Origin of the sequence: Microbacterium sp. NPDC080220 (genome assembly GCF_040686395.1) — a bacterium.
In the GTDB taxonomy this organism is placed as follows: domain Bacteria; phylum Actinomycetota; class Actinomycetes; order Actinomycetales; family Microbacteriaceae; genus Microbacterium; species Microbacterium gawkjiense.
In genome coordinates this window covers 492,046-509,592 of record NZ_JBFBOP010000001.1, presented here as the reverse complement: position 1 = coordinate 509,592, position 17,547 = coordinate 492,046, and the positions used below count along the sequence as shown (strand labels likewise).

General features: G+C 71.4%; 17 protein-coding genes. 10 read left to right on the top strand and 7 right to left on the bottom strand.

Features of this window, described 5'->3' with window-relative positions; all coding sequences use genetic code 11:
• Window positions 1-47: 47 nt before the first annotated feature.
• A complete protein-coding gene (locus tag AB0P29_RS02675; RefSeq protein WP_359917126.1) occupies window positions 48-509 on the top strand; it encodes a DUF3817 domain-containing protein in 462 nt (153 codons plus the stop codon).
• Between the two features lie 9 nt (window positions 510-518).
• Here the strand turns inward: AB0P29_RS02675 and AB0P29_RS02670 are convergent, their stop codons facing one another.
• Complete coding sequence (locus AB0P29_RS02670) at window positions 519-1,649, bottom strand: methyltransferase (protein ID WP_363378233.1); 1,131 nt, start codon at window positions 1,647-1,649, stop codon at window positions 519-521.
• A 54-nt stretch (window positions 1,650-1,703) separates the two neighbouring features.
• On the opposite strand from AB0P29_RS02670, the gene AB0P29_RS02665 reads away from it, so the two are divergent.
• Entirely contained in the window at window positions 1,704-2,102 is a 399-nt protein-coding gene (locus AB0P29_RS02665; RefSeq protein ID WP_363378231.1) for a hypothetical protein, read from the top strand.
• A 55-nt stretch (window positions 2,103-2,157) separates the two neighbouring features.
• Here the strand turns inward: AB0P29_RS02665 and AB0P29_RS02660 are convergent, their stop codons facing one another.
• The 3 genes from AB0P29_RS02660 to AB0P29_RS02650 all read right to left on the bottom strand — a co-directional run bounded on the left by AB0P29_RS02660 (window position 2,158) and on the right by AB0P29_RS02650 (window position 3,824).
• Entirely contained in the window at window positions 2,158-2,352 is a 195-nt protein-coding gene (locus AB0P29_RS02660) for a hypothetical protein (RefSeq protein WP_363378229.1), read from the bottom strand.
• Between the two features lie 85 nt (window positions 2,353-2,437).
• Window positions 2,438-3,301 (bottom strand): NYN domain-containing protein, encoded by an 864-nt coding sequence (locus AB0P29_RS02655; protein ID WP_253035888.1) that lies wholly within the window; start codon window positions 3,299-3,301, stop codon window positions 2,438-2,440.
• Window positions 3,302-3,311: 10 nt separating this feature from the next.
• Entirely contained in the window at window positions 3,312-3,824 is a 513-nt protein-coding gene (locus tag AB0P29_RS02650) for a hypothetical protein (RefSeq protein ID WP_253035887.1), read from the bottom strand.
• A 152-nt stretch (window positions 3,825-3,976) separates the two neighbouring features.
• Here AB0P29_RS02650 and AB0P29_RS02645 point away from each other — a divergent pair, with 152 nt between their 5' ends.
• The 7 genes from AB0P29_RS02645 to AB0P29_RS02615 all read left to right on the top strand — a co-directional run bounded on the left by AB0P29_RS02645 (window position 3,977) and on the right by AB0P29_RS02615 (window position 10,493).
• Window positions 3,977-4,987, top strand: coding sequence for a LacI family DNA-binding transcriptional regulator (locus AB0P29_RS02645; RefSeq protein ID WP_217530499.1), 1,011 nt, complete (start codon window positions 3,977-3,979; stop codon window positions 4,985-4,987).
• 121 nt (window positions 4,988-5,108) lie between these two features.
• Window positions 5,109-5,810 carry a class II aldolase/adducin family protein gene (locus AB0P29_RS02640; protein ID WP_363378226.1) on the top strand — a complete coding sequence of 234 codons (702 nt, stop codon included), beginning with the start codon at window positions 5,109-5,111 and terminating at the stop codon, window positions 5,808-5,810.
• 96 nt (window positions 5,811-5,906) lie between these two features.
• On the top strand, window positions 5,907-7,040 hold the full coding sequence (gene chvE / locus AB0P29_RS02635; protein ID WP_253035884.1) for a multiple monosaccharide ABC transporter substrate-binding protein: 1,134 nt from the start codon (window positions 5,907-5,909) through the stop codon (window positions 7,038-7,040).
• A 90-nt stretch (window positions 7,041-7,130) separates the two neighbouring features.
• Window positions 7,131-8,660 (top strand): multiple monosaccharide ABC transporter ATP-binding protein, encoded by a 1,530-nt coding sequence (mmsA, locus tag AB0P29_RS02630; RefSeq protein WP_363378224.1) that lies wholly within the window; start codon window positions 7,131-7,133, stop codon window positions 8,658-8,660.
• 17 nt (window positions 8,661-8,677) lie between these two features.
• Window positions 8,678-9,907, top strand: coding sequence for a multiple monosaccharide ABC transporter permease (gene mmsB / locus AB0P29_RS02625; protein ID WP_254631954.1), 1,230 nt, complete (start codon window positions 8,678-8,680; stop codon window positions 9,905-9,907).
• Between the two features lies 1 nt (window position 9,908).
• Entirely contained in the window at window positions 9,909-10,046 is a 138-nt protein-coding gene (locus tag AB0P29_RS02620) for a hypothetical protein (RefSeq protein WP_311862569.1), read from the top strand.
• Between the two features lie 90 nt (window positions 10,047-10,136).
• The gene (locus AB0P29_RS02615) at window positions 10,137-10,493 is read left to right on the top strand and encodes a PLD nuclease N-terminal domain-containing protein (protein ID WP_363378222.1); all 357 of its coding nucleotides are present in this window, start codon (window positions 10,137-10,139) and stop codon (window positions 10,491-10,493) included.
• A 9-nt stretch (window positions 10,494-10,502) separates the two neighbouring features.
• Here the strand turns inward: AB0P29_RS02615 and AB0P29_RS02610 are convergent, their stop codons facing one another.
• Window positions 10,503-11,483 carry a Gfo/Idh/MocA family oxidoreductase gene (locus AB0P29_RS02610; RefSeq protein ID WP_363378220.1) on the bottom strand — a complete coding sequence of 327 codons (981 nt, stop codon included), beginning with the start codon at window positions 11,481-11,483 and terminating at the stop codon, window positions 10,503-10,505.
• A gap of 48 nt (window positions 11,484-11,531) precedes the next feature.
• Here AB0P29_RS02610 and AB0P29_RS02605 point away from each other — a divergent pair, with 48 nt between their 5' ends.
• Entirely contained in the window at window positions 11,532-12,875 is a 1,344-nt protein-coding gene (locus AB0P29_RS02605; protein WP_363378218.1) for a M20/M25/M40 family metallo-hydrolase, read from the top strand.
• Window positions 12,876-12,877: 2 nt separating this feature from the next.
• Here AB0P29_RS02605 and hrpA read toward each other — a convergent pair whose 3' ends face one another.
• Window positions 12,878-16,756, bottom strand: coding sequence for an ATP-dependent RNA helicase HrpA (gene hrpA, locus AB0P29_RS02600; RefSeq protein WP_363378216.1), 3,879 nt, complete (start codon window positions 16,754-16,756; stop codon window positions 12,878-12,880).
• Window positions 16,757-16,817: 61 nt separating this feature from the next.
• Complete coding sequence (locus AB0P29_RS02595) at window positions 16,818-17,546, bottom strand: hypothetical protein (RefSeq protein ID WP_363378536.1); 729 nt, start codon at window positions 17,544-17,546, stop codon at window positions 16,818-16,820.
• Between the last annotated feature and the right edge of the window lies 1 nt (window position 17,547).

The window sequence follows — 17,547 nt, the reverse complement described above, 5'->3', positions numbered from 1 at the left end:
ACAGCGCGCGCACAGGTGTCGCAGCATCCTTCAGCTAGGCTGAAGGCGTGTTCCGCACCCCTGCCTCCCTGTATCGCGTGCTCGCCATCGCCGAGCTGTTCTCCTGGACCCTCCTGATCGCCGGCCTCATCATCCGCGCGGTCGGCGGTCCGGCCGTCGCCGTCACGATCGGTGGCGGCATCCACGGGTTCGTCTTCCTCTCCTACGGGGCGACGGCCATCCTCGTCGCCCTCAACAACCGGTGGCACCTCGGCGTGGCGCTGCTCGCGGTGGGATCGGCGATCGTCCCCTACGCCACCCTGCCGATGGAGATGTGGCTGCGCCGGACGGGACGCCTCGACGGGCACTGGCGGCTCGAGGAGACCGCCGACCCGCGTGACCGGCGGCCGATCGACCGGCTGCTGCGGTGGTTCTTGCGCCACGCCGGCGTCCTCGTGGCGCTGATCGTCGTCGCCGTCGTCGCGCTCTACGTCGTGCTGCTCATCGTCGGGCCGCCGGGCGGACGGTGATCCCGGGGGTCAGCGCCGCGTCGAGACCGTCACGGTGAACTTCGCGTCGCGCGCCGCCTGCCGCGTGGGACCGACGATCCGCTCGAGCGCGCTGCGGTAGCGCAGTCCGGAGTTCCAGACGCACCAAAGCTCGCCGCCGGGCCGCAGGACGCGCGCCGCGTCGGCGAACATCCGCGGTGCGAGGCGGTCGGTCACGGCGGCCCCGCTGTGGAAGGGCGGGTTCAGCGCGATGAAGGATGCCGAGGCATCCGCCCGTGCCTGCAGCAGGTCGTCGCGCGCCACCTCGACGCGGTCGTCCACGCCGTTCGCCGCGGCCGTCGCGCGCGCCGAGGCCACCGCGGCGGCGGACTGATCGGACGCGTAGACGTGCCGCCCGGGGTGAGCGAGGGCGAGGTGCGCGGCGACGGCGCCCGTGCCGCACGCGAAGTCGATGAGCGGGTCGGAGGCGCTGCCGCCGGCCGGGTCCTGCGGCAGGTGCGCGAGCAGCAGCCGCGTGCCGATGTCGAGCCGCGCGCCCGCGAACGCGCCGCCGAACGCGCGGAGGGCGAGGCCGTCGGCGTCGCCTTCCGCCGGCACGGGATCGTGGCCGTCGTGCGGCCCGCGGGCGACGAGCACGCGCGACTTCTGGCGCGCCGGCGTCACGTCGAGCCGGTCGAAGGACCGGGCGAGGACCTCGTTCATCGCGAGGCTCATGTGCTTCAGGCGTCCGCCCGCCCAGACGACGACGTCCGGGTGGGCGTGGGCGGCGATGAGCGCGGCGATGTCGTCCAGCGCATCGAGGGACCGCGGCAGGCGCAGCAGCACGACCCGCGCCCCCGAGACGAGCTCCGCGCTCAACGGGCGCGACGAAACCCGCCCGGCGAGGCCCAGCGCCGCGGCGTTGCGGGCGAGTGCGCGTTCGCCCGCGAGGGCGTCCTGATGGACGCGGATGCCGGGGCCCCCGTCCCATGCCGCACCGAGGGCCAGGGCGCCGTAGGCGTCGCCGATGACCGCGATCTCCCCGGCGGCCGCAGCGGCGCGCGCGTCGGCGGACTGGTCGAGGATCAGCCGGTCGGCGGCATCGGCGGCGACGAGCCCCGGAGCCTCGAGATCCGGGAGGCGGGACAGCCGCGCGAACGGGAACGGCGCGGCGGAGGTCACCCGTCGAGCGTATCGCCGGGCCGCGGCATCCCTCACCCGGGGGATAATCGGACGATGAAGACTCTCGCACGCTGGGTACTCGCCGGCGCCATGGTGTTCGCCGGCCTCAGCCACCTGTTCTGGGCCCGGAAGGAGTTCCAGGCGCAGGTGCCGGACCTCGTCACCGAGGTGCTGCCGATCGACAAGGACGGTGTCGTCGTCGCCTCCGGCGCCGTCGAGATGATGCTGGGCGCCGCTCTCGTCGCGCTCCCGAAGGAGCGGCGCCGCGTCGGGGCGATCCTCGCCGCGTTCTTCGTCGCGATCTTCCCCGGCAACATCGGCCAGGCCCTGGGGAAGCGCGACGGCTTCCGCCTCGACAGCGACAAGGCGCGCTGGGCGCGGCTGCTGTTCCAGCCCGTCCTCGTCGCCTGGGCGCTGTGGTCGACGCGGGATGAGGGGTCCGCGCGCGACTGAGACGAGAGAGGCCCCCGTCCGCGCGGACGGGGGCCTCCTTCGTACAGGGGAGGCGTCAGGTGCGGACGCCCCCGGTCCGCAGACGCGACAGCGCGTCGACGGTGGCGGCGAGGATCAGGACGCCGCCCGTGACCAGCAGGTTGAAGCCGGCATCCATCTGCAGAAGGCCGAGCCCGTTGATGATGATCGCGATGACGAGCGCGCCGATCGCCGCGTGGATCAGCCGTCCGCGACCACCGAACAGGCTCACACCGAGGACTGCGAGCCGGGCGGTGTTGACCGGCGAGCCACGGGGACACCCTACCGCGCGGGGCGCGCGACCGGCCCCGGGCGGGTCAGGCGGCGTCGATGAGGCGGACGCGGACGATGTTGGTGGTCTCGTCGAGCTCGGCGACCTTCGGGTGGTCCTTGACGAAGTCCGAGAAGGAGCGGTGGCCGAGCGCCTTCTCGCTGAAGGAGGGGTCCATGCGCTTGAGCAGGTTCTTGACGGCCGAGAGGTGGACCCACTCCTCGTCGGTGCGCTCGTGCTCGAGCCGCAGTGCGCGGGAGAGGAGCTGTTCGACGGGGTCGACCGTCTTGCGTCGGCGCCGACCAGCGCTGGGAGCGGCCTCGGGTGCGGGTTCGGGGTGGGCGAGGGTCACACCCGGGAGCGCGTCGTACGCGTCGAACTGGTCGCACGCGGCGGCGAGCGACTTGGCCGTGGAGCCGGCGACCCCGACGGCGACGACATAGCGGCCGAGGCGCTTGCACCGCTGCGCGAGCGGCACGTAGTCGCTGTCGCCGGCGACGATGACGACGTGGGTGAGGTCCTCGAGGCGGAAGAGGTCCTCGACGGTGTCGACGGCGAGGCGGATGTCGGCACCGTTCTTCGCGTACGCCGCCGCCGGGAACAGCTGCACGAGGTCGACCGCCCGGGCGACGAGCTGCTGCCGGTAGAGCGAGTTCACCGGCGACGACCAGTCCGCGTAGGCGCGGGTGAGCACGAGGGTGCCGAACGAGGCGGCGTAGTCCATGATCGCGCCGACGTCGATCATCGCCGCCGCGAGACGGTCGGCGATCTCCTTCTCGTCGGGATCCGCCGTGATCCGCTGCCGGTCCCGCGAGTAGCTGTTGCGACCGTGCACCCGGTCGTACCAACTCATGACGATGTTGTCGAAATCGAGGTAGACCGCGACGCGAGGAGTGGAGGAATCCGGCATCCCCCCAGTCTTACAGCTTGGGGCCGCGAGGTGTTCCGGGAACCGTGTCGCTGAGGCCGAGGACGAAGTCGAGGATGTCGCGGGCCGTCGCCGTCCGCACCGGACCGCGCCCGAGCGCCCACCCGGCGTCGTCCGCGGAGAAGGTCGACCCGGCGACGGCGGCGCGCCGCTCGAAGGGCATGCGTGTGACGGCATACAGCGCCACGGCCCCGCTCAGGGTGGGCGGGAGCGCGACCGGGCGATCGCCCGCGAGGACGAGCAGGGCGCGTGTCGCGTCGACGAGGGAGCGGATGCGGCGGCGCCGACCGCCGCGGATCTCCGCCACCACCTCGGTGAGCGGTGTCCCCGCGGAGGATCCCAGACCGGCCTCGGCGAGGAAACGGTCGGCGTCGTCCTGAGATCGCGCGAGGCCCGCTGCGAGCGCGACGACGTCGGCGAGCGCCACTCTCCAGTCGCCCGTCACCGCGGACTCGTCCGTGCGCTCCCGGTTGCTGAGGGGCAGGTGGCGCGAGAGGTCGGACATGCGGTCAGCTTAGGCGGCGGCGGGCGCGATGTGACAGGCCGTCTTGTCACACGCGAGGCCCCGTCACGACAGGGGAGTAGGGTGCCCTGGAGGTCGGGACGTGCATAATGGCGTCGAATCGATGTGACCGTGAACATTCAGCGAGGGGCCCGATGAGCGACGATGCCGCCGGTCGGAGACCGAGTATCCGCGATGTCGCGCGCCTCGCGGAGGTCTCGCACCAGACGGTGTCCCGCGTCCTGAACGACCACCCCAGCATCCGGCCGGAGACGCGGGACCGGGTTCTGGCGGCGATGCGGGACCTCTCGTACAGCCCGAACCGCGCGGCCCGTGCGCTGGTGACGAGCCGGTCGCGGACCATCGGCGTGCTCGCGGCGTCGGCGACGCAGTACGGCCCGGCCTCCTCCATCGCCGCGATCGAAGCGGCCGCGCAGGCGCGGGGCTACTGGGTGTCGACGGCGAACATCGACCCCGGCGACCCCCAGTCCATCCCCGACGGCATCTCGCACCTCATGGCCCAGTCCGTCGAGGGTCTCGTCGTGATCGCGCCCCAGGTGCGCGTCATCCGGGCCATCGCCGCCCACGCCGTCGACGTGCCGTTCGTGACGCTGCAGTCCACCGATCCCGACGCGGGCCACTCCGTCGCCGTCGACCAGGTCGCGGGCGCCCGATTGGCCACACGCCACCTGATCGAACTGGGCCATCGCTCGATCTACCACCTCGCGGGGCCGCAGGACTGGATGGAGGCGGAGGCCCGCATGACGGGCTTCCTCGAGGAGATCAGCGCGTGGGACATCGCCACGACCGCGCCGATCCTGGGGGACTGGACCGCCGACTTCGGCTATTACGCCGGGCGCGAGTTGCTGCGATACCGCGACTTCACGGCGATCTTCTCCTCCAACGACCAGATGGCGCTGGGGCTCCTGCACGCCGTGCGCGACGAGGGCCTGGACTGTCCGCGCGACATCAGCATCGTCGGGTTCGACGACATCCCCGAGGCGGGCCACTTCTGGCCGCCGCTCACGACGGTGCGTCAGGACTTCGCCGAACTCGGCCGCCGGTGCGTCGAGATCCTGCTCGACGAGGCGGGGTCCGCAGCGCTTCCCATGCTCACGCCGGAGCTCGTCGTCCGGTCGTCGACGGCGGCGGTCGCCCGACTCTGACCCCTTCGGCGCGTCGTGTTTGACATCACCGCGGCCTTGGGTGCATAGTCTCCGATGTGAACGGTCACATGGCCGTCACCCGGCCGAGTGAATCGGACCGCGCAGGACAAGGGAGTCGGCAATGGCGTCGAAGGACGAGCGCTACGTGAGCGGGGTGAGGACCGAGGTGGCCGTCGCACGCATCCGCGAGCGAGTGGCATCCCTCCTGGTCGACCTGTCCCGCCGTGGCCTGGTCTCGGCCACGCTGTGCGAGCGCGTCCCCGACGCGGACCTCTTCGTCACCCGACCCGCGGACGCGGACGACGACCTCGCGCCCGAGCGGATGATGGTCCTCACCCTCACCGGCACCCCCGTCGCCGGGACGCCCGGCGAGGGCGGCGCGCGCCCCGCCGACGTCGCGCTCTACGCGACGGTGCTCCGCGAGCTCCCGGACACGATGGCCCTCGTCCACCTCGAGACCGGCCACGCGGCCGCCTGGGCGGCACGCGGGCAGGAGATCCCCTGCGTCACCGCCCAGTCCGCCCGCGAGTTCGGCGGCACGGTGCCTGTCCTCGCCGGGCCGCGCGTCGACCCGGCGGCTCTCGTCGAGGCCCTCCGCGGCGACGGCGCCTCCGTCGTCCTCGTCGCAGGTCTCGGCGCCTTCTGCGCGGCCGGCTCCGCCCGCGAGGCGGCCCGTGTCGCGCAGGTGCTCGAAGGCGTCGCCCGCACCGCTGCACTCGCCGCGGTCGGCGGACCCACCGAGCCCCTCTCGCCCGAGACGATCGCGGACCTCTCCGGCCGCGCTCGCGACCTGCGGGAACCGATCACCGACGGCCGCCGGTAGCCCGATACCGGGCGCGGCCACCACCCACAGGACCCCGGCAGGGGTCATGCACCAACCGAACACCACGACACCGAAGTCAACGGGAAAGGAATCACAGTGAAACTCAAGAGGATCATCTTCGTCGGCCTCGCAGCCGGCGCCCTCGCACTCACGGCATGCGCCGGCGGCAACGGCGGTGGCACCAGCGGCGGCGGCAACGAGGGCGGCGGCGACGGCGGCCTGATCGGCGTCGCGATGCCGACCAAGAGCTCCGAGCGCTGGATCCAGGACGGCGACGCCGTCAAGAAGGCACTGGAGGACCAGGGCTACAAGGTCGACCTGCAGTACGCCGAGGACGACATCCCCACCCAGGTCTCGCAGATCGAGAACATGATCACCAAGGGCGCCGAGGCGCTGATCGTCGCCTCGATCGACGGCACGACGCTGACCGAGGCCCTGCAGAACGCCGCGGATGCCGACATCCCCGTCATCGCCTACGACCGCCTCATCAAGGGCACCGAGAACGTCGACTACTACGCGACGTTCGACAACGAGCTCGTCGGCAACCAGCAGGCATGGACCGTCCTCAACGGTCTCGGCCTGACCGACCTCGAGGGCAACAAGCTGGACGACGCGCCCGAGGGGCCGTTCAACATCGAGCTGTTCGCCGGCTCGCTGGACGACAACAACGCGTTCTTCTTCTTCAACGGCGCGATGGACGTCCTGAAGCCCTACATCGAAGACGGCACGCTCGTCGTCAAGTCGGGCCAGACGAGCATCGAGCAGGCAGCGACGCTCCGCTGGGACGGCGAGACCGCGCAGAGCCGCATGGAGGACATCCTCACGGCCAACTACAGCGACGGCACGCAGGTCGACGCCGTCCTGTCGCCCTACGACGGCATCTCCCGCGGCATCATCTCGGCTCTCGCCGACGCCGGCTACTCCGTCGGTGAGGAGTGGCCGATCATCTCCGGTCAGGACGCCGAGGTCGACTCGGTCAAGGCCATCCTGAGCGGCGAGCAGTACGCGACGATCTTCAAGGACACCCGCGAGCTGGCCAAGGTCGCCGCGGACATGGCCGTCGCCGTGCTCAACGACGAAGAGCCCGAGACCAACGACACCACCACGTACGACAACGACGTCAAGGTCGTCCCGTCGTACCTGCTGGCCCCGGTCCCGGTCGTCAAGGACAACGTCCAGTCGGCGCTCGTCGACACGGGCTACTGGACGGCGGAGGAGCTGGGTCTCTGACTCGGGTCCGCCACTGACCATCCGCGTCGGCGGCGAGGTTCGCCTCGCCGCCGACGCACCCCCATCCATCCCTCACGGAAGTCGGAGATCGTGACCGAGACCATCCTCGAGATGCGCGGCATCACCAAGACGTTCCCTGGCGTGAAGGCGCTGTCGAACGTCAACTTCGCCGTCCAGCGCGGCGAGATCCACGCCATCTGCGGCGAGAACGGCGCCGGCAAGTCGACGCTCATGAAGGTGCTGTCGGGTGTCTACCCGCACGGCACCTACGACGGCGAGATCCACTACGCCGGCGACGTCGTCGAGTTCAAGAGCCTGCGCGACAGCGAAGCGCGCGGCATCGTCATCATCCACCAGGAGCTCGCCCTCAGCCCCTACCTCTCGATCGCCGAGAACATCTTCCTCAACAATGAGCGCACGGGCGCGGGCGGCCTCATCGACTGGAACAAGACCAACTTCGAGGCGGCGGAGCTGCTCAAGCGCGTCGGACTGCGCGAGAACCCCACCACGAAGGTCAACCAGCTCGGTGTCGGCAAGCAGCAGCTCGTCGAGATCGCCAAGGCGCTCTCGAAGGAGGTCAAGCTCCTCATCCTCGACGAGCCGACCGCCGCGCTGAACGACGAGGACTCCGATCACCTGCTCGATCTGATCCTCAGCCTCCGCGAGGAGGGGATCACGTCGATCATCATCAGCCACAAGCTGAACGAGATCAAGAAGGTCGCCGACGCCGTCACGGTCATCCGCGACGGCAAGACGATCGAGACGATCGCGAAGTCCGACGTCACCGAGGACCGCATCATCAAGGACATGGTGGGTCGCGACCTCGAGCACCGCTACCCCGACCACGAACCGCAGATCGGCGACGAGCTGCTGCGTGTCGAGAACTGGACCGCGCACCACCCGCAGGACCCGACCCGTGTCGTCGTCGACGACGTGTCGATCACGGTCCGCGCGGGCGAGATCGTCGGGATCGCCGGCCTCATGGGCGCCGGCCGGACCGAGTTCGCGATGAGCCTGTTCGGCCACAGCTACGGCACCCGCATCTCGGGCAAGGTCTTCATGCGCGGCCAGGAGATCCGCACGCGCACGGTGTCGGAGGCGATCGCCAACGGCCTCGCGTACGCCACCGAGGACCGCAAGACCTACGGACTGAACCTCATCGACGACATCAAGCGGAACATCTCGATGGCGTCGCTGAAGAAGCTCGAGAAGGCGGGGCTGGTCGACGACAACGAGGAGTTCGCCGTCGCCAACCAGTACCGCAAGAGCATGAACATCAAGGCGCCGACCGTGCTCGCCAAGACCGGGAAGCTCTCGGGCGGCAACCAGCAGAAGGTCGTCCTGTCGAAGTGGATCTACTCCGACCCGGAGGTGCTCATCCTCGACGAGCCCACCCGCGGCATCGACGTCGGAGCGAAGTACGAGATCTACACGATCATCAACAAGCTCGCCGCCGCCGGGAAGGGCGTCATCGTCATCTCGTCGGAGCTCCCCGAACTCCTCGGCATCTCCGACCGCGTGTACGCGCTGTCGGAGGGTCGGATCACCGGTGAGGTGCCGATCAGCGAGGCCACCCCCGAACACGTCCTCAAACTCATGACCATGGAGAAGCCCCGCTGACGGGGCAGGAGACACACATGTCCAACACCACTTCCACGGAGACCGCCGCCGGCGGCGGCATCCATCCGTCCGACAACCGCGTCACCCGCTGGCTGGCGACGGTCCTGTCCGACCTCGGCCGCAACGGCATCTTCATCGCCCTGATCGCGGTCGTCGTCCTGTTCGCGATCCTCACCGACGGCATCCTGCTGCGTCCGCAGAACCTGTCGAACCTGGTCGTCCAGAACGGGTACATCCTCGTGCTGGCGATCGGCATGGTGATGATCATCATCGCCGGCCACATCGACCTGTCCGTCGGGTCCGTCGCGGCCTTCATCGGCGCCGTGTCGGGTGTGCTGGCGGTCGACATGGGACTGCCCTGGGGCGTCGCGATCATCCTGTCGCTCCTGATCGGTGCCCTCGTCGGCGCCTGGCAGGGCTTCTGGGTCGCGTACGTCGGCATCCCCGCCTTCATCGTGACCCTGGCGGGCATGCTGATCTTCCGCGGCCTCGCGCTCGTGGTGCTCGGCAACCAGAACATCGGCTCGTTCCCGACGGAGTACCGCGCGCTCGGCAACGGCTTCCTCGCGGGCCTGTTCGGCGAGTCCGACCCCGACCTGTTCACGCTCGTCATCGGTGCGGTCGCCATCGTCGCCCTCGCGGTGCAGCAGGTCCGCACGCGCCTCGGCCGTCAGAAGTACGACCAGGACGTCGACCCGCTCATCTGGTTCATCGCCAAGCTCGCGCTCGTCGCGGTCGTCATCGGCTGGTTCACCCTCGCGCTGGCCTCGTACAAGGGCATCCCTGTCACCCTGATCGTGCTCGCCGTCCTCGTGCTCGTCTACGGCATCGTGATGAACCGCACGGTCTTCGGCCGTCACATCTACGCCATCGGCGGCAACCGCCACGCGGCGGAACTGTCGGGCATCAAGACGCGTCGTGTGGACTTCTGGCTCTTCGTGAACATGGGTGTCCTCGCCGCACTGGCGGGCCTCATCTTCACCGCGCGCCTCAACCTCGCCGGTCCCAAGGCGGGTGAGGGCTTCGAGCTCGAGGCGATCTCGGCGGCCTTCATCGGCGGCGCAGCGGTGCAGGGCGGTGTCGGCACGATCGGCGGCGCGATCATCGGTGGTCTCATCATCGGTGTCCTGAACAACGGCATGTCGATCATGGGCATCGGCATCGACTGGCAGCAGGCCGTGAAGGGTCTCGTGCTGCTGTTCGCCGTCGCCTTCGACGTTTACAACAAGCGTCGGGCAGGCCACTGAGATGGCGAAGAATCTGCCCACGGGCGACCTCGACCGACCCGGTCCGACGACCGCGCGGATCACGATGTGGATCTGCGGCGGTGCCGTGGGTCTCTACATGGTCGTGAGCGGCCTCATCGGTGCCCTGACCACCGGCTGAACCGGCCCGCTCACCGGCCCATCGCATCCCCTCTTCCCGACGCGGAGGAGGGGATGCGGTCGTTCACCGCCGACTCATAGACTCGGCCGCATGCCCTATCTGGTCTCGCTCGTCGTCCTGGCCGGGATGATCTTCGCGCTCGTCGACATCATCACGCGCGATCAGAGCCTCGTGAAGCACATGCCCAAGACGGTCTGGCTCTTCGTCGTCATCCTGCTGCCGTTCCTCGGGACGGTGCTGTGGTTCGCGATCGGGCGCGAGTACCCGCGGCGCGAGGTCAGCCGTCCGCCGCAGTTCGCCCCCTGGGCGAGCGAACCCGCCCCGGTGCGCGCGCACGAGGCCCGCTCGACCGAGCAGCAGCTCGCCGACCTCGAGCGCGAGATCGAGGAGGAGCGGCTGCGCGCGGAACTCGCCCGGCGCCGCCGCGAGCTCGGCGACCCGGCCTGAGCCGCGGCGTCAGCCGCGCGGGTAGACGACGCCGATCTGCCGGCGGATCTCGTCGAGGGTGCCCATGATCGCGACGCTCTCGTCGATCGGGAGGATGTCGCCGTCGGTGCGCCCCTGCGCGACGAGCTGCTCGGCGTGGAGGGCCTGGAACTGCATGCCGCGGCCGTCGATCTCGGTGCGGAACTCCTCGACGAGCGTCCCGTCCGCCCCGAACACGCGGAACGTGGTCGGCGCGTAGAAGACGCCGTCGATCTCGATGCGCCCCTTCGTCCCGACGACCTGGGCGGCGTTCGCGCCCGCCGCGCGCGAGGAGGTGAGGAGCGAGGACACGCCGCCGTTCGCGTGCACCATCGCGATCGCGACGTCGGTGTCGGCCCCGGTCGAGGCCAGCTGCGCCGTGGCGCGGATCTCGGCCGGTGCGCCGAGGACGTCCCAGGCGAACGAGACCGGGTAGATGCCGAGGTCGAGCAGCGCGCCCCCGCCGAGCGCGAGGTCGTTGAGACGGTGGCTCGGGTCGTCGGTGATGTTCTGGGTGTGGTCGGCGCTCACGAGGCGGACCTCGCCGATGACGCCGTCGGCGAGGATCTCGCGCAGGCGCACCATGTGGGGGAGGTAGCGCGTCCACATCGCCTCCATCGCGAGCAGGCCGTGATCGGCGGCGAGGTCGCGGATCGCGACGGCCTGGTCGGCGTCGAGCGTGAGGGGCTTCTCGATGAGGACGTGCTTGCCGTGCTCGAGGGCGAGCGCGGCGCCCGCGAGGTGGTGGCTGTGCGGGGTCGCGATGTAGACGATGTCCACCTCGGGGTCGGCGACGAGATCCTCGTACGATCCGTGGGCGTGGGGGATCCCGTACTGCTCCGCGAACGCCTGCGCGGAGTCGAGCCGGCGCGAGCCGACGGCGGTGACGGTGCGCCCCGCCGTCTTCAGGTCCGAGGTGAAGGCGTGCGCGATGCCGCCGGTGGCCAGGATTCCCCAGCGAAGAGAGGTCATCGCCCGAGCCTATCGGCGCGGCGCGCGCACCGGATCTAGAGTCGGATCGTGACCCGTCCCGACGCCGCCGCCCTCGACCGGTTCCGCGAGCTGCTGCGGATCCCGACGGTGTCGATGCCGCCGGGGGAAACGGATGCCGAGGGCGCACCGTTCGTCCGCTTCCGGGACGCCGTCGAGCGGCTCTATCCCGCGCTCCACGGCGCGCTCGAGCGCGAGGTCGTCGGCGGCTACTCGCTGCTCTACCGCTGGCGCGGAGCGGATGCCGCGGCTCCTCTCGTCCTCATGGCGCACATCGACGTCGTGCCGGTCGTCGCGGACGAGTGGGACCGCGACCCGTTCGGCGCCGAGACGGTCGGGTCGGGCGACGACGCCGAGATCCACGCGCGCGGCGCGGTCGACGACAAGGGCGCGCTCGTCGCGATCCTCGAAGCCGTCGACGCCCTCGTTACCGAGGGGTTCACGCCGCAGCGGGACGTCTACCTCGCCTTCGGCCACAACGAGGAGGTCGCCGGCGACGGCGCCCAGGCCATCGTCGAGGTCCTGCGGCAGCGCGGCGTGCGGCCCTCGCTCGTGCTCGACGAGGGCGGCGCGGTCGTCGAGGGCGCGATCCCCGGCGTGCACGTGCCCACCGCCGTGATCGGCGTCGCCGAGCGCGGCGTCATGACCGTGCACCTCACCGCGCGGGAGCTCGGCGGGCACGCCTCGACCCCGCCCCGCGACCCCGCCACCGCGCGGCTCGCGCGGGCCGTGCTGCGGCTGCATCGCCGGCCGTTCCCGACGCGTCTCGTGCCGCCCGTGCGCGCGATGTTCGAGACCGTCGCCCCGCACACGACCGGCCCGCTGCGGCCCGTCTTCGCGAGCATCGGCGTGACGGGACGGCTGCTCGCGAAGGTCTTCCCGCGGCTCGGTCCCGAGTTGAACGCCCTCGTGCGGACGACGGCGGTGGTGACCGAGCTCGCCGGCGCCGCGGGGGCGAACGTCCTCGCCACCTCCGCCCGGGCGAGCGTGAACGTCAGGCTGCTGCCCGGCGACACGGCCGCGTCGGCGGCCGCCCGCATCCGTCGTGTCATCGCCGACCGCCACGTCGAGGTCGAGGTCGCGTCGGCCTCGGAGCCCTCGCCGGTGTCGCCGTGGACGGGACCCGCGTGGGACCGCCTCGTCGCCGCCACCGCGTCGGCTCTCGGGGAGGACGTCCTCCCGACGCCCTACATCCAGCTCGGCGCCAGCGACAGCCGGTGGTTCACCGCGATCAGCGATCACGTGTATCGATTCACGCCGTTCCACCTGACGCGCGGCGAGCGGGGGGCTCTGCACTCGCACAACGAGCGCATCCGCGTGGGGTCGTGGCTGCGGGGGATCGAGTTCTACCGCGACCTGCTGCGGGCCGGCTGAGTTCAGCCGCGCTCGGCGAGCGCCTTCGAGATCCGCTGCAGCGACACGGGCTCGGCGGTGCCGAGGCGCTGCGCGAACAGGCTCACGCGGAACTCCTCGAGGAGCCACCGCGCGTGGACCAGGTGCGCGGGAGCGCCGGCGGGGAGCGGGAGGGTGCCCCCGGCATCCGCGAACAGGGCTGCGGCGCGCTCGTACTCGGTCATCCGCTGGCGGTCGCGGCCGGGGTTGTCGGAGAGGGCGTCGACGCGCTCCTTCGCCCCCTGCAGGTAACGCGGCAGGTGCGCGAGACGGGCGGTGCCGGTGCGGGAGAGGAAACCCGGGTGCAGGAGCGCCGCGAGCTGACCCTTCACGTCGCCGAGGGCGGCGAGCAGCGTCATCGAGTTCTGGTTCTTGACGGCGCGTTCGACGTCGCGCTGCAGGGTGAGGATGCGGGCGGCGAGCGACACCGCCTGGAAGAGCTCGTCGACGACGCGGCTCGAGAACGCGTCGCGGGCGGCCGTGAACGCGGCCTCGGTGCGGAGGACGGCGTCGCCCATGACGGCGTCGGCCACGGCGACCCGGGCGTCCTCGATCAGCGCCTTCGCCGAGGGGTACGGCGACGCCGCGAGGGCCAGCTTTTCGGGTGCGGTCAGGTGGTCCATCACGTAGGCCGTGGGGGAGGGGACGGCGAGCAGCAGCAGGCGCCGCGCGCCCGCGCGGGTCAGCTCGGCCGCGCGCTCGGCGGTCGCCTCGATCCGCAGCGACACGGCGTCCTTCGTGTCGACGAGGGCGGGGTAGCCGCGGACGACACCGCCGGCGACCTTCGTGTCGACGACGGCGGGCAGGTCGCCCACGTCCCACGTCGTGATGCCCGTGCGTTCGATCGGCGCGCTCGCGGCCGCGACGGCCGCGGCGGGGGATGCCGAGGGCTGCGGCCCTCTCCTCGGGCTGAGCGACCGGGCGACCGACTCGCGGGCGCGACCGGCGAGGCGGTCCTGCAGCTCGCGCAGATCGCGGGACGACCCCACCGTGCGCCCGCGCTGGTCGACGGCGCGGAACGAGACGGTCAGGTGGGCGGGCACGCGCTCGAGGTCGAAGTCGCGCTCGGTCACCGGCTGGTGCGCGACGCGCTGGATGCGTGCGGCGAGCGCCGCGCGCAGGGTGGATGCCGGGAGTCCGTCGGTGTCCTCCGGCCCCGAGCCGCGCAGCTCGTCGCCGAGGGTCGCCGCCCAGTCCGCGGCCGGGACGACGTGGCGCCGGATCGCCTTCGGGAGCGCCTTGATGAGCGCCGTGACGAGCTCGTCCCGCATCCCGGGCACCTGCCAGTCGAAACCGTCGGGCCGCAGCTGCGCGAGGAGGGCCAGCGGCACGACGATGCTGACGCCGTCGTCGGGGGCGCCCGGCTCGAACCGGTAGGCGACCGACAGCACCTGGTCGCCCTGACGCCAGCGCGCCGGGAAGTCGCGCTCGTCGGTGCGGGCGGACTCGCCGAGGAGGTCGCCCTCGGTCATGTCGAGCAGCTTCGGGGTGCGCGGCTGCGTCTCGCGCCACCACGCCTCGAACGAGCGGACGTCGAACACGTCGTGCGGCACGCGCGCGTCGTAGAAGGCGTACACGGCCTCGTCGCCGACGAGGATGTCGCGGCGACGCTCCCGCTCCTCGATGCGCTCGAGCTGGCGGCGGAGCTCGCCGTTGCGGCGCTCGAACGCGGTGAGCCGCTTGTCGAGGTGCTGGCTGTTCCACTCGCCCTCGACGAGCGCGTGGCGCAGGAACAGTTCGCGCGCCAGGTCGCGGTCGCGGCGGGCGAGCTGCACGCGCCGGCGCGGGATGATCTCGACCCCGAAGAGCGTCACCTTCTCGGCCGCGACGGCGGCACCGGCATCCTTCGACCAGTGCGGGTCGCTGAGACTGCGGTGCGCGAGATCGCCGGCGAGGTCCTCGGCCCACGCGGGGTCGATCGCCGCGACGGTCCGGCCGAACAGGCGCGAGGTCTCGACGAGCTCGGCGGCCATGACGGCGTCGGGCGAGGCTTTGCGCAGGCCCGAGCCGGGGAAGATCGCGAACGAGGCGCCGCGGGCACCCCGGTACTGCGGGAGGGGCTTGCGGGCGTTCTTCTTTGCGGGATCGGTCGTGACCGAGCGCGTGTCGAGGATGCCGATGTGCGACAGGAGACCCGAGAGGATCGCGCGGTGCAGCGCATCGGGGTCGGCGGCGCCGGCGGTGCGGCGGGGCGCGTCCTTCGGGGCGCCCGAGCGCGACAGCGTGCTCAGCTGGCGGTGCACGTCGAACCACTCCCGCACCCGCACGTAGTTGAGGTGCTCGCTGCGGCACAGGCGCCGGAACGCGCTCGACCCCAGCTCGCGCTGCTGCTCGCGGAGATGGTTCCAGAGGTTCAGCAGGGTGAGGAAGTCGCTCGTCGGGTCGACGAACCGGGCGTGCAGCCGGTCGGCCTCCTCCCGGCGCTCCTCGGGGCGTTCGCGGACGTCCTGGATCGACAGCCCCGCGACGATCGCGAGGACGTCGCGCGAGACGCCGAGCTTCTCGGCCTCCAGCAGCATCCGCGCGAAGCGGGGGTCGATCGGCAGACGGGCGATCCGCCGGCCGAGGCCCGTCAGCCGCAGCGCGCCCGTGCGCCCCGTCACGGCGCGGAGCTCGGTGAGCAGCTCGACCGCGGCCTTCACGCCGCGACTGTCGGGCTTCGTGAGGAACGGGAACTCCGTGACGTCGCCGAACCCGAGCGAGAGCATCTGCAGGATCACCGATGCGAGCGAAGTGCGGAGGATCTCGGGCTCGGTGAACTCCGGCCGGGAGGTGAAGTCGTCCTCGCCGTAGAGGCGGATCGCGGTGCCCGCCGACGTGCGGCCGGCGCGCCCCGAGCGCTGCTGCGCGGAGGCCTGCGAGATCGCCTCGATCGGCAGGCGCTGGATCTTCGACCGCACGCTGTAGCGCGAGATGCGCGCCGTGCCGGCGTCGACGACGTAGCGGATACCGGGGACGGTGAGGCTCGTCTCGGCGACGTTCGTGGCGAGGATGATCCGCCGCCGCACCCCGGCGACCGAAGACGGCTCGAACACGCGGTGCTGCTCGGCGGAGCTGAGCCGGCCGAACAGGGGGAGCACCTCCGTCGGACGCGCGTCCTTCGCGTAGAGGCCGCGGACGGCATCCATCGCGTCGCGGATCTCGGCCTCGCCGGGGAGGAAGACGAGCACGTCACCGTCGGGCTCGCGGTCGAGCTCTCGAAGGGCCGCGAGCAGCCCGTCGACGTCGTCCTCGGACGCGGCGTCGTGCGGGCGGTAGCGGATCTCGACGGGGTAGGTGCGGCCCGAGACCTCGATGATCGGGGCGGGCACGCGCTCGCCGTCCGGCGCGGTCGCGGCGAAGTGCGCCGCGAAGCTCTCGGGGTCGATCGTCGCCGAGGTGATGATCACCTTCAGGTCGGGACGCTCGGGCAGGATGCGGGCGAGGTACCCCAGCAGGAAGTCGACATTGAGCGAGCGCTCGTGCGCCTCGTCGACGATGATCGTGTCGTAGCGGCGCAGCAGACGGTCGCGGTGGATCTCGTTGAGTAGGATGCCGTCGGTCATGAGCGTGACCTGCGTGGCGTCGGTCACCTCGTCCGTGAAGCGGACCTTGTAGCCGATCGCCCCACCGAGCGGCACCTGCACCTCGGAGGCGAGGCGTTCGGCGATCGAGCGGGCGGCGATCCGGCGGGGCTGCGTGTGGGCGATGCGCGTGCGCCCGAGCTCGAGGCACATCTTCGGCAGCTGCGTCGTCTTGCCCGACCCGGTGGCACCGGCGACGATGACGACCTGGTTCTCCGCGATGGCGCGCGTGATCTCCTCCCGCGCGGCGCTGACGGGCAGCTCCGGGGGATACGAGAGGACGGGGGCGGGTGCGGACACAGCCTTCGATGCTATCGCGCGGGCGGATGCCGGCGGTCGCCCGCCGCCTGCCGGACCCGGCTCAGCGGTCGGCGGTCTGCGGGGCGTCCAGCAGCGGCAGGTCGGCCGCCGTGACCAGGCGCGAGAGGACGGCGTGCTCGACGAGGCGCGCGCGCCGGTTCGTCGCGAGCTTGCCGGCGCCGCCGCGCAGGCCCTGCACCCCCTCGCGGTCGAACTTGTCGCACACGTTGTCGAGCTTGCGGTTGAACGTCGTGAGCGGCCAGCCCAAGCGCTCGGCAGCCTTCGCCGAGGTGGGGATCTGACTCGAGCCCATCATCCCGCCGCGCAGGATCGGCTCGCACAGGGCGATGAGCAGTAGTCGCTGGCTGGCCGTCAGCGGGACCGCGCCGATCGTCGTGCCGCCGTCGGTGCTGTCGCCCTCGAGCGGGGACGTGCGTCCCGTGAAGCGGGCGGCGCCGTTGCGGATCGTGAACTCGTACGTGTACGCGCCCGCCGTGAACATGACGACGAGCTCGGGGAACACGAGCGGCACGCGCGTTCCCGGACCGAGCATCGCCTGGTAGGCGCCGTCGGCCGTGGCGAGCGCGACCGAGATGGACCGGCCCGTGTTGGTGAGCCACCACATGCCCTGCGACGACTCGATCTCCAGCAGCCGGCGGTGCAGGTACGGGTTCGTGTCGATGACGAGGTCCGCGTCGCGACCGATGGAGAAGGTCTCGCCCGGCGTCGGGTGGAAGCACTCCCCGCAGAACTCGATCCCGAGCTCGGCGGCCTCCGTCTCGGCCGTCATC

Excerpts from the sequence above, each read along its gene's own strand:
- AB0P29_RS02665 (WP_363378231.1), top strand. The coding sequence starts at position 1,704 with ATGAAGACTCTCGCACGCTGGGTACTCGCCGGCGCCATGGTGTTCGCC.
- AB0P29_RS02655 (WP_253035888.1), bottom strand. The coding sequence starts at position 3,301 with ATGCCGGATTCCTCCACTCCTCGCGTCGCGGTCTACCTCGATTTCGAC.
- AB0P29_RS02650 (WP_253035887.1), bottom strand. The coding sequence starts at position 3,824 with ATGTCCGACCTCTCGCGCCACCTGCCCCTCAGCAACCGGGAGCGCACG.
- AB0P29_RS02645 (WP_217530499.1), top strand. The coding sequence starts at position 3,977 with ATGAGCGACGATGCCGCCGGTCGGAGACCGAGTATCCGCGATGTCGCG.
- AB0P29_RS02640 (WP_363378226.1), top strand. The coding sequence starts at position 5,109 with ATGGCGTCGAAGGACGAGCGCTACGTGAGCGGGGTGAGGACCGAGGTG.
- mmsB (WP_254631954.1), top strand. The coding sequence starts at position 8,678 with ATGTCCAACACCACTTCCACGGAGACCGCCGCCGGCGGCGGCATCCAT.
- AB0P29_RS02620 (WP_311862569.1), top strand. The coding sequence starts at position 9,909 with ATGGCGAAGAATCTGCCCACGGGCGACCTCGACCGACCCGGTCCGACG.
- AB0P29_RS02615 (WP_363378222.1), top strand. The coding sequence starts at position 10,137 with ATGCCCTATCTGGTCTCGCTCGTCGTCCTGGCCGGGATGATCTTCGCG.
- AB0P29_RS02610 (WP_363378220.1), bottom strand. The coding sequence starts at position 11,483 with ATGACCTCTCTTCGCTGGGGAATCCTGGCCACCGGCGGCATCGCGCAC.
- AB0P29_RS02595 (WP_363378536.1), bottom strand. The coding sequence starts at position 17,546 with ATGACGGCCGAGACGGAGGCCGCCGAGCTCGGGATCGAGTTCTGCGGG.